Here is a 16,107-nt window from a genome sequence, read left to right as displayed (position 1 = left end):
GGCCAGCCGACGCTCGGGCTTGATCTCATAGCCCACGCGCACCGTGCCGTTGTGCAACATGCCGGGACCGCTCCCCGAGAGGGTGGCGCCGCCCGTGGCGGGCGTGTCGTAGCTGGGCACCACCTTCGAGGAGTCGAGCACCTTCTGGTAGCCCGCCATGCCATAGACGGCGTGAATGCCCGTCAGTACCTGGCGGACCGAGATGAAACCTCCGATGTCCTGCACGTCCGTGGCGGCGCGGCCCTGGGACAGCGACAGCATGCCCAGGTTGGCGGAGTTCTGCCCGAAGTTGAGCTCCACCCGGATGTTGGTGTTGTCGGTGGGCGACAGCTCGGAGAAGAGCGCGGTGGCGAAGGCGGCGGCGTAGCGCTCATCCACGGCCTTGAAGTTGAAGGGAATCCGCGTGGCGAGCGCCGAGACACCGGCCCGGCTCTTGCCGAACTTGAAGGCGCCGCGCACGGCCAGGGTGGGCAGGGCGCCAATCTCCAAGCCCACGTCCTTGGGCCCGACGTTGGGGGCGGGGAAGCCCACCGCCGCGCCCAGCTCGAAGCCCGGCGTGGTGTAGAAGTATTTGAACTGCTGGCGCATGAAGCCGGTGTTACCCGCCTGGAAGAGCCCGCCCACCAGGTTGATGCCATGCGGATTGAGGGGGGCGTGCAGATCCCAGTCCTGCCCCAGGGACACGCTGTGGCCGGGAGCGATGGTGTAGTCCACGTGCGCGATGCGCAGGCGGGGCAGGCTGGCCACGGTGGGCGTGGCCTTGGTGAAGTCCACGAAGTCGATCTCGACCTGAGCCCTCAGGGGTCCCTTCTCGTTGAGCCAGAAGCCCAGGCGCGACTGCGCCACCTGGAAGGAGTGGCGGGCCGAGTCCGGGAAGTTGGCGACGACGGGGTTGCCCGCGGCGGTGACGGCGGATTCGTTGGGCTGGCTGAAGGACTCCATCGCTCCGGTGGCCGCCACGAAGCGAGGCGTGAGGATGCCGTAGAAGCGGAAGAGGTTCTCGTCCTTGGTGTCAGCTGGCGGGGCAGCCGGGGGGGCGTCGGAGTCGGGGCGGGCTGCGTGGCGGACGGCGGGGTGGCGTCGCCCGTGCCGGGGGTGGGGGTCTGGGCCAGTGCGGTGGTGGCCGAGCAGAGTCCCCCCGAGACGAGCAGTACGGCAAGTCGAGCATTCTTCATGGCTTCCCTGGGGTTGTGGGGTCAATGGGTGCCTGGACGCTGTGAACGCAACGTCCGTACCATAGAACCCACACTCTGACCGACCCACGCTGTCGCGCCGCGTCCAGTGTGGATTCGTAACCTTTGTTACGGTCGGTAACAGCGCCCCGGAGCGCGCCCTTTGGGGCAAAGCACCCCCGAGGGGCAGATTGCCTCAGCCCGCGAGTACCCAGGCCGCGGCCACCGTGAGCCCTCCGGCCAGCGCGAACAGCTTCCAGGCCCGCCGTGCCAGCACCGAGCCCGTGCCCTCGCCCGCGTTGCCCAGGATGACCATGGCCGGGCCTCCCTGCTTCCCACGCAGCTCGTACACGCCCGGTACCGGCCCCCGCCGCAGCTCGCCCACCACCAGGCACTCCTCGCCGAGCCGCCCCACCCGCTCGTACGAGAGCGACTCCTCCACCCCCTGGCCCTCCGCCGGCACGCCGGTGCCCGTCTCCGCCAGGGGTTGGCTCAGCTGACAACGGAGGATGCGCACCGGCGCCAGCAGCAGCTCCGGCGAGAAGCTCACCGCCGCCTCCGCCCGCTCTCCCCTCACCCGCAGCACCGGCGCGTACGCCCGCTCCATCGACAGCAGCGGACCCTTGCTCCCGTCCGGCATGACGCCGCGCAACTCCGCCTCGTAGAAGGCGCACACCACGCCGCCTGGGGACGTCACCTGCTCGCTCGACGCCAGCCGGCCCCGGTACACGCCCCACCCCGGCGAGCGCCCCGCGCGCAGCTCCGCCACGCCCTCGTCGATGCGCCGGGGCGCCTCGGCCCGCAGCGCATCCGCGCGCACCCAGATCCTCGAGCCCAGCACCGCCAGCCCCGCCGCCACCACCAGCAACGTCAGGCCCAGCCCGTCACCGAGCTTTCCCGGGGACACCCACATGAAGGGACCGGCCCGGTAGCGCAGCGCGACGAGCGCGAAGAGCACCGCCAGCAGCCCGAACCACGCCATCGGCCAGCGCGGCATGAAGGCCCGGGCGTCCTTGCGTCCAAAGGCGAACGCCGCGACCACCAGTGCACCCAGGCCCGCCGCGTACAGCGGGGCGAATGCCCACCGCAAGTCCATGGCTCCCCCTCGACCCGGAGTCCACACCGCGGCTCGCGCTCACGGATGGACCGCGGCCCGGCCAAAGGTGGAGACGCCTCCCGCCTTCGGCAAGAGCACACCGGGCGCAGACTCCCGTGCACCCCCGGACGCGGACTCGTCCTCCAGGACGAGTCCTCCCGTCACTCCTGTTGGGTTTCCGCCACCTTGTTGGTGCGCGCGGACTTCTTCGTCTGGATGCCCCGCACCACCACGTCGTCGAAGGTGCAGACCAGGTTGCGGCACCCCACCGCCACCTTCGCCGAGCTCCCCGGGAATCCCGCCAGGAACTTGGACGCGAAGGGCTCGGAGGCACCGTTGAGATACCCGGTCACGTCCACGCCGTTCTTCTTCTTCTTGATCTGCAGCTTCACGCGGAAGAAGCCCGAGGGCACGGGCGTCTCATCCTGCACCAGGCTCTCCACGTCCTGCGCGCTGTTGCCCGCCACGACCTCTCCCTCGGGCGTGGTGTACTTCCAGCCCAGCCGCATCCCCGCTTCCGGGATGGCGAAGACGGACACCTGCAGCCCCGTCACCCGGTAGGACAGCTCGGCGAAATGCTGCGCGTCCGGCTCCTGGATGTAGCCCTTGTCCAGGGAGGCCACGCTCATCTGCGCCTCGATGGAGAAGTCGTCGCTGGAGAAGTAGCGGTGGGCCAGGTACGCGCGCGGAATCAACTGCTCATCCGTGGTCTCATCGCCGCCCTGGATGACGTGGAGCCGCCCGTTCTCCAGCGTCCACGTTCCCGCGTGGGCATTCAGCTCCTCCTTGCCCTCCTTGAAGTCCACCCGCAGCCGCACCTTCCCGTCCGTCTGGTCCTCCATCCTCGAGAACACGAACAGCTCCCCATCCGTGTTGGCCGGCCACGGCTTGCCCGCGTCCTTCCACCGGGGGCCCCACATGCCGAGCACCAGCACCCGGTTGCCCCAGCGAAACAGCTCCGCCTGGCCCAGCATCTGCCTCGCCGCGGCGAAGATCAGCACCAGGCCGCCCAGCACCGTGAGCACCGCCCGCACCGTGCGCCAGCCCGACCGCAGCCGGCTGCGCACCGGGCTCAGCGCCTCCCGGTCCCGCAGTGCCCCCGGCGGCAGCGAGGTGCTCGACACGAGCCCCTCCAGCGCCTGGCACACCTCCGCGGCCTTCGGGTAGCGGGCCTCGGGCTCGTTCTCCAGCAGCCGCGCCACGATCTCATCCACCCGCGAGTCCAACCCCTGCACCCGCTCGGACGGCAGCTTGAAGCGCCCCACCGGAATCTCGCCGGTGAGCATCTCGTAGAGCACCACGCCGAACGAGAACAGATCCGCCCGCCCGTCCACGTTCTTCGCGTCCCGGCGCTGCTCCGGGGCCATGTAGTTGAGCGTCCCCATGGCCACCGACGTGGCGGTGAGCTGCAGCCGCGAGTCCGGCCGGCGGATGCCCGCGAGGCCAAAGTCCGCCACCTTCACGAGCCCGCGCCCGTCCAGCAGGATGTTCTCCGGCTTCAGGTCGCGGTGGATGATGTCCTTGTCGTGCGCGCTCTCGATGGCCCGCGCCACCTGCAGCGCCACGCGCAGGGCCTCGGGAGGTGACAGCTCGCGCATCACGTCGCGCAGCGAGCGCCCCTCCACGTACTCCATCACGAAGTAGTAGTGGTCCCCCGCCACCCCGCGATCGATGATCTGCACGATGTTGGGGTGGTTGAGCGCCGCGAGCGCCGTGGCCTCCTTGTCGAAGCGCGTGACGAACTCGGGATCCTTCGCCAGCCGTGGCGGCAGGACCTTCACCGCCACCATGCGGTGCAGCGACTTCTGCCGGGCCAGCCACACCTCGCCCATGCCGCCCCGGCCCAGCACGCGCACCAGCTCGTAGCCCGGCAGCTCCACCGCGCCACCCAGGGACGTGTTCTCCCCTTCCTGCCCCCGCAGCTCCAGCGCCGTCCCCACCGCGGGCACGGGCAACGAGGGGCGCACCAGCGTGGGCGCGGACAGCACGGGCTCCAGCTCGGAGGCAGACGCGGTCCGCACCGGGAAGCGGGCACCACAAGCACACGCCACCTCGTGACCCTCCGCGAGGCCGCTCACGTCGTGCGTACGCGCACAGCTGGGGCAGTTCAGGGTCTTCATCGCTGGGAGTTGGTGATCTCCAACCCGAGGACGCGGAACGCCTGGACGCCCTTCTCCTTGCCCTTGACCTGGGTGACGGGCAGCGGCTCCACCTCGAAGCCGGTGCCGGCCTTCTGCACGGTGCTCTGGTTGGCCACCACATCGCCGCCCCGGGCCAGGCCGCACAGGCGCGAGGCCGTGTTCACCGTGTCGCCAATGGCGGTGAACTCATGGCGCTCGGTGCTGCCCATGTAGCCCACGACGGCCTGGCCGGTGTTCACGCCAATGCCCACCTCGATGGGCCGCTTGCCCGCCGCCATGCGAGAGCCGTTGAGCACCTCCACCGCGTCCTGCATCTCCAGCGCCGCGCGCAGCGCCCGCGCCGGATCGTCCGAGTGCGGCGAGGGAGGGCCCCACACCGCCATCACGCAGTCACCGATGAACTTGTCCAGGTTCCCCTCGTGGCGGAACACCACGCCCGCCATCAGGGTGAAGAACTCGTTGAGCATGGACACCACCTCCTGCGGAGACTCGTTCTCCGACAGGGTGGTGAAGCCGCGGATGTCCGCGAACAGGCACGTCACTTCCGCCAGCCGGCTCTGCCGCAGGTCTTCCGTCTCGCCGCGGATCACCGCCTCGGCCACCGCGCGCGACAGGAAGCGGCTGAGCTCGGCGCGGGTGATGGCCTCGGCTTGAATCTGCTCGCCCAGCGCCGCGTTCTCCAGGGCGATGGCCGCCTGCGCCGCGATGCCCGAGAGGATGGTCAGATCCTTCTCCGAGAAGGCGTTGGTCTGCTGGCGCGAGTCCAGGAACAGCACCGCCTCCAGCTTGCCCTTGGCCAGCAGCGGCACCGCCATGGCCGAGCGGATGCCCTGCGCCACGATGCTCTCCGAGGAGGAGAAGCGCTCGTCGATGATGGCGTCCGCGGTGAGCACGCCCTTCTTCGTCTCGGCCACCTTCTGCAGCACGGTGTCGGAGACCATCACGTTGGGCTGGCTGCCCTGCCGGTGCTTCATCGCCACGGCGTTGAACTGGCCGTCCGCGCCCGGCTTGAGGATGACGCCGTGGTCCGCCGCCAGCAGTTGGAAGGCCACCGAGAGGATCTGCTCGAAGAGGTCCGCCTGTTTGCCCTGCTGGCTCACCTGGCGGTGGAACTCGTAGGCGATGCGCAGCTTCTCGTACTCGCGCTTGAGGGTGGCCAGTTCCTGGATCTGCTCGGCGGGCCGGAAGTTCTGCGGCACCTGCTGATCCATCTGCGCGAGGAACGCGGGGATGGAGTGCGACTGCGCCACCACCGTCACCCGGGGCGCCGCCCGTCCCGGAACGGCGCTGGGGCCCGGCACGGGCGGAGCGGAGGCCGCCACCGGCTCCCCGGTGTGGAAGACGAGCTTGGAGGTGCCCAGGCTGATCTCATCCCCGTCCCGCAACCGCAGCTCCGCCACGCGCCGCCCGTTGACGAACGTGCCGTTGGACGAGCCCAGATCCCGCAGGATGAAGTCGCGCCCCATCCGCTCGATGGTGGCGTGCTCCTTGGACACCTCGCGATCCACCAGCCGCACCGTGTTGGACGGGTGGCGGCCCAGGGTCGTCATGTCTCCGAGGGGGTAATCCCCGGTCGTTCCATCCGGGAACCGCCCCTTGAGGTGCGGCCCCCTCGGGTTGAGGGACTTTGCGGATTGGGTGGAACCTTGACTCACGCGCGAGACCTCGACGGTCCGGACTTCGACGGAACCGGCGGGACACTACCAGAGCCGATGGAGCGCCGGAACGGCCACGGACGCCCGCCTGGAAGGCCGCTTCAGGGAACCGAAACCGGGTTTTGCGGGGCTGGCGGAGTCTCGGAACGGGACGCCCGGCTGCCGAGCGGCAAGGGGTTCTTGAAGGCGATGCCAATGGATGGGTACAGGGTGACCCCCCCCAGATCTCGCCGCTGGCCGAAGACGACGGGGCGGCAGTCGGTGTAGCCGCCGGTGAGCTCGGCATAGAGGTGGACGTACCTGAAGCCCAGGGCGAAGCCCACGCTGGCGCCGTAGAAGTGGCTGGACACCTCGGACGGCAGGGACAGGTCGAAGCCCGTCACGTCCTGGCCGGACTGGGAGGCGTTCACCAGCCGCGAGTCCAGCGAGGTGCGGCTGTAGATGTACTTGGGGGCCGCGTACACCTTGAAGATGTCTCCCAGGTCCATGCTCAGGTAGACGGGGACCTCCAGATCCCACCGGGAGAACTCGTCGATCTTCACGATCTCCAGCGCGTCCAGGACGGGGCTCTTGAAGACGTGACGCGAGTAGCCCACGCCAATGGCCAGGTCGTACGACTTGCGCTGGTAGTCCGGCAGGAGGGAGTCGTCGGGATCGCCGCCGTGCGCCAGGCGCACCTTGCCGTCAAAGCGCAGCGAGGTGGTGCTCAGGCGCAGGCCCAGATCCAGGGTGTTGGACTCCAGCAGGCCGGTGCGGATCATCAGCTCGTTGGCCGGACCCGGAGGGGCCACCGCCAGCGCCATGCCCACGCCGAGCAGCCGCTGGGCCTCCGCCTCTTCCAGGTGGTAGGGCTGGCCGGAGTCGATGGCGTCCCGGATCTCCTTGCCCTGGGTGATGCCCTCATCCAGCAGCGAGCCGAGCTGGCCCACCGGGGCGAAGACGCCCACCGCGCCGGAGACCTGGAACTGGCCCCGGGCGAGCGGCTTCGCCGTTTGCATGGTGGACAGGGTCGAGGCACAGCCGGTGGCCGTCAGCAGGGCGAGCAGGGGAAGGAGTCTCATGGGACGCGGCACGATACGCCGAGGGATGTCCGGTTGTCAGGCCCCGGACCATTCGTTCCTTCCTCTCAGGCCACCCTCGCTGTTAAGGGAGCCCCGTGCGAATCAAGCAGAAGCCCGAGGATTTCTCCGTCAAGGAGTCGTACCGCTTCGACGAGGTGCCGAGCGGTCGCCACCGCGTCTACCTGATGGACAAGCAGAAGCTGTCCACCTTCGACGCGGCGGACCGTATCCGCGACGCCTTCGGCCTCAGGCCCGGCTCCATCTCCTACTGCGGCCTGAAGGACAAGCAGGGCCGCACCGAGCAGCTGATCGCCGTGGATGGGGCGGACGTGGACATGCAGGACCCCGATCTGCGCCTGAAGTACCTGGGGCGCACGGATCAGCCGCTGTCGGCCGCCAACATCACCTCCAACCGCTTCGCCGTCACCGTGCGCATGCTGACGGAGGAGTCCATCGGCCCGCTCAACCTCGCCGCCGCGGAGATCAACCGCCTGGGCGTGGTGAACTACTTCGACAGCCAGCGCTTCGGCTCGCTCAAGCACGGCCAGGGCTTCATCGCCAAGGATCTCATCCGCGGTGACTTCGAGGCCGCGCTGCGCAACTACCTCGCCCAGCCCTCGGAGCTGGACCGCAGCGAGGACGCCAAGGTGAAGGCCTTCTGGCGCGAGAACTGGGGCCGGTGGGACGCGCGCGTGCCCTTCGAGGGCAGCCGCAAGTACCACCGCATCCTCAAGTCCCTGCGCGAGCACCCCGGCGACTACCTGCGCGCCTTCCTGCAGATCGACGCGTCCTACCGCGCCATGCTGCTCTTCACCTACCAGAGCTACCTCTGGAACGAGGGCGTGCGGCGCTACCTCCAGCTGCTGCTGCCCCGCGAGAACCTCTTCCCCCTGAAGTACCAGGCGGGCACCCTGCTCTTCCACCGCGACGCGGACATGGAGGTGCTCGAGACGCTGCGCCATTCCACCTTCCCGCTGCTCGCCCCGGACAGCACCTTCGAGGATCCGAAGGTGAAGCAGGCCGTGGACTGGGTGCTCGGCCGCGAGAAGCTGAAGCTGGAGGACCTCCGCGTCGAGGAGGCCCGGCGGATGCTCTTCTTCAAGCACGAGGAGCGCCCCACCGTCGTCATCCCGCACAAGCTCGTCATCGGCCGCGTCCAGAACGACGACCTCAACCGGGGCTACCTCAAGGTCAACATCGCCTTCACCCTGCCCCCCGGCGCCTACGCCACGCTCGTCATCAAGCGGCTCTTCCACTTCGAGTACGCGGAGGACTCCGCGCAGCAGATCCGCGAGTCCTGGCGCGCGCCCGTCGAGGACCAGGACGGCGAGCGGGAGTCCGGCGACACGGCCTTCGCTCCCCGGGGACCCCGCAAGGCCCCCGGCCCCACGCCTCCCGTCCCCGGATTCAAGGCGGGGCCCAGGGCCACCCCCACGGCGGGCCGCCCCACCGCCGCCCGGCGCACCCCGGCGCCAGAGGCCGCCCCCACCCCGGGCAGGCGGACCCAGCCCCGCGAGGCCGCCCAGGACCATCGCCCCTCCCAGCCCTCGGCCGGATTCCTCGAGCGCCAGCGGCAGAAAAAGGACGCCAAGGAGCAGGCCCGGCGCGAGCAGGCGGCCAAGCGCCCGGAATCACGGAAGAAAAAGTGACAGGGACCGCCGATTTCCACGGCGGTGCAATCAGGCGGGACATGTTCCGTAGACCTGGGCGTGAACGCTCTCTCCCTCAACGCAGCAAACGTCGCGGACCTCGCCCGGGCCATCGGCATGCTGATGGCCGATGACGCCCCGGCCACTCCCTGGAAGGCGGATGTGGCCGCCGCGCGGCGCGGGGACCCGTCGGCCTTCGAGTCGCTCGTGCGCAGCGTGCAGCGCCCGGTCTATGGCCTGGCCCTGCGCCTGCTCGCCAACGAGGCGGAGGCCTCCGAGATCGCCCAGGAGGCCTTCCTCCGCGCCTACCAGAACCTCCACAAGTACGACGACTCGCGCCCCTTCGATCTCTGGGTGATGGCCATCACCCGCAACCTGTGCCTGGACCTGCTGCGCCGGCGCAGCAAGGTGAAGACGGAGGAGCTCGAGTCCATGAAGGAGGTCCTCCCCAGCGGAGAGGCCTCGCTCGAGGACGGCGCCATCGCCCGCCAGGAGCGCCAGTCGCTCGAGGCGGCGCTCGCCACCCTGTCCGCCGACGACCGGGAGGTGCTGGCGCTCTACTACGTCCAGAAGCGCACCACGAAGGAGATCGCCCAGATCCTGGGCTGCGCGCCCGGCACCATCATGGCGCGCCTGTTCCGGGCCCGGGAGAAGCTCCGCAAGCAGATGAGCACGGAGGAGCCGACATGACGCCCACGCCCATCGAGTGCCCGGACCTCGAGGTGCTCTTCACCGAGCTGGAGGCCGGTGAAGGTCCCTCCCTGGAGCACGCGGAGCAGTGCCCGCTGTGCACCGCCATCATCGAGGAGCACCGGCTGCTGGAGAAGGACCTGTGCCGGCTGGCGGATCCGCTCCCCCCGCCGGACCTGGTGCACAAGGTGATGGCGCGGGTGGCCGCCGAGCCCACGCCCGTGCGCCGCGAGCTGTGGACGGGCCTGTCCATCCTCGGGGCCTCGCTGATGATGGGGCTCGGGTTGCTGCTCACCAGCGACGCCGCCCTGAGCGGGCTGGGTAAGACGATGGCCCGCACCCTGGTGGGCGGCACGGCCTTCACCGAGGCCCTGATGAGCGGAGTCCATGCGCTGTGGAGTACCGCCGCCGGCCCGCTGGTCGCCCTGGTCGCCTTCGTCATCCTCTCTTCCGTGTTCGGCCTCAAGCGGCTGATCCGCAACGATCCCACCCCTTCTCAAGCGTGAGTGTCGCCATGAAACCCTTCAATACCCGGGGCCTGCTGCTCTCCGCCGCCCTGCTCGCCTCGCCCCTCGCCCTCGCCCAGACGCAGGCCGAGGACACCAACATCAGCGTCCAGGCTCGCGGCACGCTGAAGGACGTGCTCCAGGAGATCTCCGAGGAAGGCGGGCTCAACCTGGTGCTCATCGGGCCGATGGACGCGCCCGCCGAGGTCTACCTCAACAACGTGAGCGCCCGGCAGGCCCTGCGCACCGTGGCCCGCGCCCACTCGCTGCAGCTGGACGAGCAGGACGGCATCTTCACGGTGCGCTCCACGGGCGCGGAGCCGGCCCAGGGCAGCGCGGTGGCGGCCCCCGTGCCTCCGGTTCCTCCCGTGCCCGCCGTGGCGCCTCCGCCCATGCCTCCCGTGCCCCAGCACGACGCGGACGAGGTGGCCGAGAGCGCCGTGGACGAGGACGAGGTGAAGGAGCGCATCCGCCAGAAGATGAAGGAGGCGCGGAAGGCCAGCAACGGCTCGCGGGACGTGGTGGCCCGCGGCCGTTCCATCGAGGTCAAGGAGGGCGAGTCGGTGGACAGCGCCGTCGTCTACGGCGGCAACCTGACGGTGAAGGGCCACGTGGACGATGACGCGGTCGTCTTCGGCGGCAACCTGGAGATCAACGGCCACGTGGAGGGAGACGCCCACGCCTTCGGCGGCAACGTGGTGCTCGGCCCGGGCGCCGTGGTGGAGGGAGACGTCTCGTCCTTCGGCGGCGCCGTCATCAAGCAGGACGGAGCGCGCGTCGAGGGCAGCACCGAGTCCTTCGGCGGCGCGAAGCTCGGCAAGGTGATCTCCGGCGAGCTGAAGAAGGCGAAGCACGCGCACGCCGACCATGACGAGCAGGAGGAGCGGGACAGCGGCGGCGGCTTCGGCGGCTTCCTCATCCAGTTCGCGGTGATGTTCGGGCTGGGCTTCCTGGGGCAGATGCTCTTCCCGGCGCGGATGAAGGCGCTGGCGGAGGACATCCAGACGAAGCCGCTCGCGGGCGGATTGGTGGGACTGGCGGGGGCGGTGGCGCTGATTCCCGCGTCCATCCCGCTGTTCTTGGTGTCGATCGTCCTGGCGGTGACGATCGTCGGCATCCCGGTGGCGGTGGCGCTGTGGCTGCTCCCGCCCCTGGCGGCGGCGGTGGGCTTCACGGCGGTGGCGAGCAGCATCGGCACGCGGCTGCCGGTGATGCGCGGCCGCAAGACGCAGGCGATGGTGATGGCGCTGGGGCTGCTGCTCCTGCTGGTGGTGGGACGCATTCCGGTGCTGGGACCGCTGGTGATCATCGCGGCGGTGCTGGTGGGCTTCGGCGCGGTCCTCCGCACCCAGCTCGGACGCCGCCCGCGGGGCATGCCGGAGCCCATCATCTCCGATCACATCCCGGTCTGATCAGCGGGGCGGGAAGACGGGCAGTCCCTCACGGGGGGCGGCACGAGGCGCGGGGGCGCTTCGGTCCGCCCCCCGGAGTTTTTCGACGCACCGCGCCAGCACGAGGGGAGAAGCCGGGGTACCAACCTCCATCACCCGCTCTGTCATCTCCTCCACGGAGGGAGCGGGCGGGAGTGCCGGGTGTCCTTTGACCGCCCGGGCCGGCTGGGACATTGTCCGCGCACCCTATGCGTCGCCTCCCAGATGCCGCCGCGCGCGGCAAGTCCATCACCCTGGACCTCGAGGGTGAGACGGTCCCCGCCGTCGAGGGCGAGCCGGTCGCGTGCTCGCTCATCGCCACCGGTGAATCCGTGCTCGCCCGCTCCATCAAGTACCACCGCGCTCGTGGGCCCTACTGCTTCTCCGGCGCGTGCTCGCATTGCCTCATGCGCGTGGACGGCGTGCCCAACGTCTACACCTGCCGCACCCCGGCCCGCGCCGGAATGAAGCTGGAGCGGCAGAACGCCTACCCCTCCGCGAAGGTGGACGTCTTCGAGGCGATCGACTGGTTCTTCCCCAACGGGTTGGATCACCACGAGATGTTCGCCGGCGTGCCGGTGGCCGAGCAGGTCATGGCCAAGGTGGCGCGCCAGCTCGCGGGCCTCGGACTGCTGCCGGCCTCCCCCGCTCCCGAGCGCATGCCCGTGCAGACGCTGCGCACGCGCGTGGCACTGGTGGGCGGTGGCGCGGCGGGCCTGGCGGCGGCGCGGGTGCTGGCCAGCCAGGGCGTGTCCTTCCTCCTCTTCGAGCGCGAGGGCTTCCTGGGTGGCCGCCTCGCCGCGGGCGCGCCGGAGCCGGATGCGCCGAAGGCTCTGGACGCGAGTGCCCTGCCCTCGGGCAGCGTGCGCACGCGCGCTACGGTGATCGGCCTGTATGACGACGAGGCCGGCCGCTTCCTCGCGGTGGTGGCGGATGGGCCGGAGGGGCTGCGGCTCCTCAAGGTGTACGCCGAGCGCTTCCTGCTGACGCCGGGAGGCCACCCGCCGATGCTGCCCTTCGAGAACAATGATCTTCCGGGCGTGTACGCGGGCCGGGCGGCGAGCCTGTTGATGCGCCGCTACGGTGTGGCGCCCGAGGTGGCGGCGCTGGTGGGCTGGGGCCCGGAGCTGTACGCGCTGGCGCGCCTCATGGAGGAGCACGGCACGAAGGTGGCGGCGGTGGTGGATCTGAAGGGCCCGGTGCCCTCGGGCGCGCCGGCCGGAGCCACCCAGGGCGGCGAGCCCAAGGCCCACGGCCGGAACGAGGTGAGCGGCTTCAGCTACACGAACGCCTCCGGCAAGCGGGTGAAGGTGGATTGTGACGCGGTGCTGGTAGCGGTGGCCACGAGCCCGAGCTTCGAGCTGGCCCGCCAGGGTGGCGCGAAGGTGGAGTTCGACGAGGCGCGCGAGGTGTTCGCGGTGGTGGCGGACGCGGACGGCCGCACCGAGGCGAAGGATCTGTACGTGGCTGGTGACGTGACGGGCGGGAGGAGCGCGGCGGAGGCGGCGGCGGATGGCAAGCGCGCGGCCGAGGCGCTCGTGGGCTCGCTCACGGGAGGGCAGTCATGAGCAAGACGCTGATCTGCTCCTGCGAGGACGTGACGGCCGAGGACATCCGGCACGCGGTGTCGCGGGGCTATAGCGATGTGGAGTCGGTGAAGCGCTTCACGGGCTTCGGCACGGGCATCTGCCAGGGCAAGGGCTGCCTGTCTGCGGTGGCGGCGCTGCTGTGCAAGGAGAAGGCGCAGAAGCCCGCGAGCCTGCTGCCCTTCACGCCGCGGCCGCCGCTCTACCCGACGGAGCTGTCGGTGCTGGCGTCGATGAAGGTGGACGAGTCGAAGCCTCCAGTGGGCGGGGTGCCCGAGGAGCTGGCCGTCTTCCCGCCGACGCTGCGGCCCGAGGGCCCGCTGCCGGCGAAGGCGAAGGTGGTCATCATCGGCGGCGGCATCATGGGCCTGGCGCTGGCGTACAACCTGTCGCTGCGCGGCGAGACGGACGTGGTGGTGCTCGAGCGCGGCTACCTGTGCGCGGGCGCGTCCGGGCGCAACGGTGGCGGCGTGCGCATGCAGTGGGGCACGTCGGCCAACATCGAGCTGGCCAAGCGCTCCATCGAGCTGATGGGCCGGTTCGCGCGCGACATGGGCATCAACGTGTGGCTGCGCCAGGGCGGCTACCTCTTCATGGCCAGGACGAAGGCCGTGGCGGAGCGCCTGGAGCGCAACGTGGCGCTGCACAACAAGCATGGCGTGCCCACGCGGCTGCTCACGGTGGACGAGGCGCGGGAGATCGTCCCGGGCCTGTCGCTCGCGGGGGCACGGGCGGCCTCGTACAACCCGGAGGACGGCGTCATCTTCCCGTGGCCCTTCCTCTGGGGCTACGCGAACGGCTGCCGCAAGGCGGGCATCAAGGTCGAGACGTTCACGAACGTCACGGGCTTCGAGACCTCGGATGGCCTGGTGCGCAAGGTGAAGACGGATCGCGGCGACATCGCCTGCGACACGGTGGTGCTGGCCTCCGGCGCGTGGAGCCCGGAGATCGCGAAGATGGTGGGCGTGAAGCTGCCCAACGAGCCGCACCGGCACGAGATCCTCAGCACCGAGCCGCTCAAGCCATTCCTGAGCCCGCTGGTGTCGGTGTTGGACTCGGGGCTGTACTTCAGCCAGTCGATGCGCGGGGAGATCGTCGGCGGCATGGGCGATGCGAAGGAGCCGGCGGGGCTGAACATGGGCTCGACGCTGCGCTTCGTGTCACGCTTCTCGCAGGCGCTGCTGGAGCAGATGCCGGACCTGGGGCACGTGAAGGTGCTGCGTCAGTGGGCGGGCTGCTACGACGTGACGCCGGACAACAACCCGGTGCTGGGCCGCACGCCGGGCCTGGAGAACCTGCTGCAGATGTCCGGCTTCGTGGGCCACGGCTTCATGATGGCGCCGGCGGTGGCCGAGCGGATGGCCGGGTGGATGACCACGGGCGAGTCCGACGAGCTCTTCACCCGCTTCAACCTGCGCCGCTTCCAGGAAGGCAAGCTGGAGCGCGAGGACATGATCATCGGCTGAACAAAGAACCCCCAGGGGAAAGTCCTGGGGATTGGCGCCCCCGGTTACGGGCGTGCTGCTGGTCCGTTTGAGGGGTTGCAGCAAGGATGCAGCAAACGGCATCGGATGCGCTGAACGGCTGCTGGGTTGGCCCCGCTCATCATCAACAGACTGGCCGTGGTGTGCCGCAAGTCGTGGAAGCGGATAGGCCGCACCTTGCCCGCAATGGGAATGACCTCGGCGTGTCCACCCTTGGTGGTGTCACGCGCCCAGGAGCGCGCCACCGTTGTAGAGCGACAGCAAAATTGACCCCCTCGCGACACTAAAACTGCCCCCCTCCCGACTCCGTCCTACTCCTACCGGTTACCCCAGCCTTCTGACCTACCCAGTAAGGCGGCTTCCATTTTTCCGCCCTTTCATGGTACGTATTGGAGCACTTTTCATGTAACCAATGGGGACCTTCGTTCCTCTCAAGCGATCCGCACCACACAGGAGACCACATGGCCGGATTTGACCTCCCGCCCACGGAGAGAGGGCGCTTCACCTTCGAGTCGGACGGGTTCCGCTACGAGGTGCTTCGATCCCTCCTCGAACACGTGGACTACGACACCCTGTGGCTGGCGAGGTGCAGGCCCTTGAAGGAGAAGGCGCCTCGTAGGCTCGTTGTCCTGAAGCAGGTAGAGGTCCCTGAAGGACGCGAGGGTCGAACCCGAGTAATCGAGGAAGTCCAACTCGCCGAGCACCTTCATCACCCGAGGATCGGCCGCGTTCTCCGGCTCGCCGAGTATCAGGACGCCCCTTTCGTGGCGATGGAGCACACAACAGGTGCGTTCCTGGCCACGGTCATCGGCTCAGCGCTGCTGCTGGCTCGGAAGCTCTCGCCTGCCTTCGCCACCTTCATCGCCGCCGAAGTAGCCAACGCTCTCGACTACGCCCATCACTGTGAGGACGAGAGAGGCCGCCCGCTTCACATCATTCACCGTGCCGTAGGTCCCATGGCCATCCGCCTTGGACGGAACGGTCGCGTGAAGCTCACGAATTTCGGTGCCGCGTTCTCCGAGCTGTTGGGCCGCGTGCCCACGCCACCGAAGGTGCTCCGAGGGAACTTCGCCTACGCGGCTCCGGAGATCATTCGCTCCATCTCCGAAAAGGGCCGAGCCGGTCTTCTCTCACCCAGGGGTATCGACAGCAGGGCGGACATCTTCTCGCTCGGGCTCGTGCTGCTGGAGATCATCGCGGGGAACCATCCGCTCGACCCTCTGGACACGCTGCCACCCGAAGTCTCCAAGCGCGCGCTTCGGCTCGTCTCCGGCGTGAAGGCCGAGCAGTCGGCGTGGGCTTCCATCGAGGTTCTGGCGGATCGTCTCCTGCGCTTCGGTCCCGAAGATGTGGAGCGCATCGCCCACAAAGCCCCGGCCCCTCTGAAGCAAATAGCTCACCGGGCTCTTCGGAGTGACCCTGCCGAGCGTTACCAGTCGGCTGCTGAGATGCGTGATGACCTCCGCACGTATCTACGCAGTCTCCGCCAGCCTTTCGGCGCTACCGAGGCGGCAGCGGAACTGGCCGACATCCTCAAGAAAGCATCCGCCCTCAAGCGGAAAGCAGCGCACCCTGTCGAGATTGGAGTCCTCCCGTGGCCGAAAGCGCTGAGCGTCCAGTAACCCCTGGGCCGAGTA

The 16,107-nt window shown here is 69.4% G+C and carries 12 protein-coding genes; 7 read left to right on the top strand and 5 right to left on the bottom strand.

Annotated elements, in window-relative coordinates:
• The 5 genes from Q664_RS07200 to Q664_RS07180 all read right to left on the bottom strand — a co-directional run.
• Window positions 1-942 (bottom strand): hypothetical protein (locus Q664_RS07200; RefSeq protein ID WP_052517778.1); only part of this gene is annotated, 942 nt, incomplete at its 3' end.
• Window positions 943-1,368: 426 nt separating this feature from the next.
• Window positions 1,369-2,268, bottom strand: a complete 900-nt coding sequence (locus Q664_RS07195; RefSeq protein ID WP_043391349.1) for a hypothetical protein — start codon at window positions 2,266-2,268, stop codon at window positions 1,369-1,371.
• 161 nt (window positions 2,269-2,429) lie between these two features.
• Complete coding sequence (locus tag Q664_RS07190; RefSeq protein ID WP_043391347.1) at window positions 2,430-4,388, bottom strand: serine/threonine-protein kinase; 1,959 nt, start codon at window positions 4,386-4,388, stop codon at window positions 2,430-2,432.
• Window positions 4,385-5,959, bottom strand: coding sequence for an adenylate/guanylate cyclase domain-containing protein (locus Q664_RS07185; protein ID WP_235216587.1), 1,575 nt, complete (start codon window positions 5,957-5,959; stop codon window positions 4,385-4,387). Before Q664_RS07185 ends, Q664_RS07190 begins: the two co-directional genes overlap by 4 nt.
• 206 nt (window positions 5,960-6,165) lie before the next feature.
• Window positions 6,166-7,125: a hypothetical protein gene (locus Q664_RS07180; RefSeq protein WP_043391342.1), complete on the bottom strand. Its 960-nt coding sequence runs from the start codon at window positions 7,123-7,125 to the stop codon at window positions 6,166-6,168.
• 95 nt (window positions 7,126-7,220) lie between these two features.
• On the opposite strand from Q664_RS07180, the gene truD reads away from it, so the two are divergent.
• From truD to Q664_RS07145, 7 genes are all read left to right on the top strand, one after another.
• A complete protein-coding gene (gene truD / locus Q664_RS07175; protein WP_043391340.1) occupies window positions 7,221-8,774 on the top strand; it encodes a tRNA pseudouridine(13) synthase TruD in 1,554 nt (517 codons plus the stop codon).
• A 123-nt stretch (window positions 8,775-8,897) separates the two neighbouring features.
• Entirely contained in the window at window positions 8,898-9,464 is a 567-nt protein-coding gene (locus Q664_RS07170) for an RNA polymerase sigma factor (RefSeq protein WP_200883674.1), read from the top strand.
• The gene (locus tag Q664_RS07165) at window positions 9,461-9,970 is read left to right on the top strand and encodes a hypothetical protein (protein WP_043391335.1); all 510 of its coding nucleotides are present in this window, start codon (window positions 9,461-9,463) and stop codon (window positions 9,968-9,970) included. Before Q664_RS07170 ends, Q664_RS07165 begins: the two co-directional genes overlap by 4 nt.
• A gap of 8 nt (window positions 9,971-9,978) precedes the next feature.
• Window positions 9,979-11,382 carry a DUF8173 domain-containing protein gene (locus Q664_RS07160; RefSeq protein WP_043391332.1) on the top strand — a complete coding sequence of 468 codons (1,404 nt, stop codon included), beginning with the start codon at window positions 9,979-9,981 and terminating at the stop codon, window positions 11,380-11,382.
• Between the two features lie 227 nt (window positions 11,383-11,609).
• The gene (locus Q664_RS07155; RefSeq protein ID WP_043391329.1) at window positions 11,610-12,968 is read left to right on the top strand and encodes a 2Fe-2S iron-sulfur cluster-binding protein; all 1,359 of its coding nucleotides are present in this window, start codon (window positions 11,610-11,612) and stop codon (window positions 12,966-12,968) included.
• A complete protein-coding gene (locus Q664_RS07150) occupies window positions 12,965-14,452 on the top strand; it encodes an FAD-dependent oxidoreductase (protein ID WP_043391326.1) in 1,488 nt (495 codons plus the stop codon). The genes Q664_RS07155 and Q664_RS07150 overlap by 4 nt, the downstream gene beginning before the upstream one ends.
• A 479-nt stretch (window positions 14,453-14,931) precedes the next feature.
• Window positions 14,932-16,092: a protein kinase domain-containing protein gene (locus Q664_RS07145; protein ID WP_052517777.1), complete on the top strand. Its 1,161-nt coding sequence runs from the start codon at window positions 14,932-14,934 to the stop codon at window positions 16,090-16,092.
• The last annotated feature ends 15 nt before the right edge of the window (window positions 16,093-16,107 follow it).

It is taken from the genome of Archangium violaceum Cb vi76, assembly GCF_000733295.1.
GTDB classification, from domain to species: domain Bacteria; phylum Myxococcota; class Myxococcia; order Myxococcales; family Myxococcaceae; genus Archangium; species Archangium violaceum.
The sequence above is the reverse complement of the archived record's forward strand: the minus strand, read 5'-3'. Positions and strand labels throughout refer to the sequence as shown.

What these genes read in the sequence shown, in the direction of transcription:
- Q664_RS07160 (WP_043391332.1), top strand. Translation starts at nt 9,979, where the DNA reads ATGAAACCCTTCAATACCCGGGGCCTGCTGCTCTCCGCCGCCCTGCTC.
- Q664_RS07155 (WP_043391329.1), top strand. Translation starts at nt 11,610, where the DNA reads ATGCGTCGCCTCCCAGATGCCGCCGCGCGCGGCAAGTCCATCACCCTG.
- Q664_RS07180 (WP_043391342.1), bottom strand. Translation starts at nt 7,125, where the DNA reads ATGAGACTCCTTCCCCTGCTCGCCCTGCTGACGGCCACCGGCTGTGCC.
- Q664_RS07145 (WP_052517777.1), top strand. Translation starts at nt 14,932, where the DNA reads ATGGCCGGATTTGACCTCCCGCCCACGGAGAGAGGGCGCTTCACCTTC.
- Q664_RS07150 (WP_043391326.1), top strand. Translation starts at nt 12,965, where the DNA reads ATGAGCAAGACGCTGATCTGCTCCTGCGAGGACGTGACGGCCGAGGAC.
- Q664_RS07195 (WP_043391349.1), bottom strand. Translation starts at nt 2,268, where the DNA reads ATGGACTTGCGGTGGGCATTCGCCCCGCTGTACGCGGCGGGCCTGGGT.
- Q664_RS07165 (WP_043391335.1), top strand. Translation starts at nt 9,461, where the DNA reads ATGACGCCCACGCCCATCGAGTGCCCGGACCTCGAGGTGCTCTTCACC.
- Q664_RS07170 (WP_200883674.1), top strand. Translation starts at nt 8,898, where the DNA reads ATGGCCGATGACGCCCCGGCCACTCCCTGGAAGGCGGATGTGGCCGCC.
- Q664_RS07185 (WP_235216587.1), bottom strand. Translation starts at nt 5,959, where the DNA reads ATGACGACCCTGGGCCGCCACCCGTCCAACACGGTGCGGCTGGTGGAT.
- Q664_RS07190 (WP_043391347.1), bottom strand. Translation starts at nt 4,388, where the DNA reads ATGAAGACCCTGAACTGCCCCAGCTGTGCGCGTACGCACGACGTGAGC.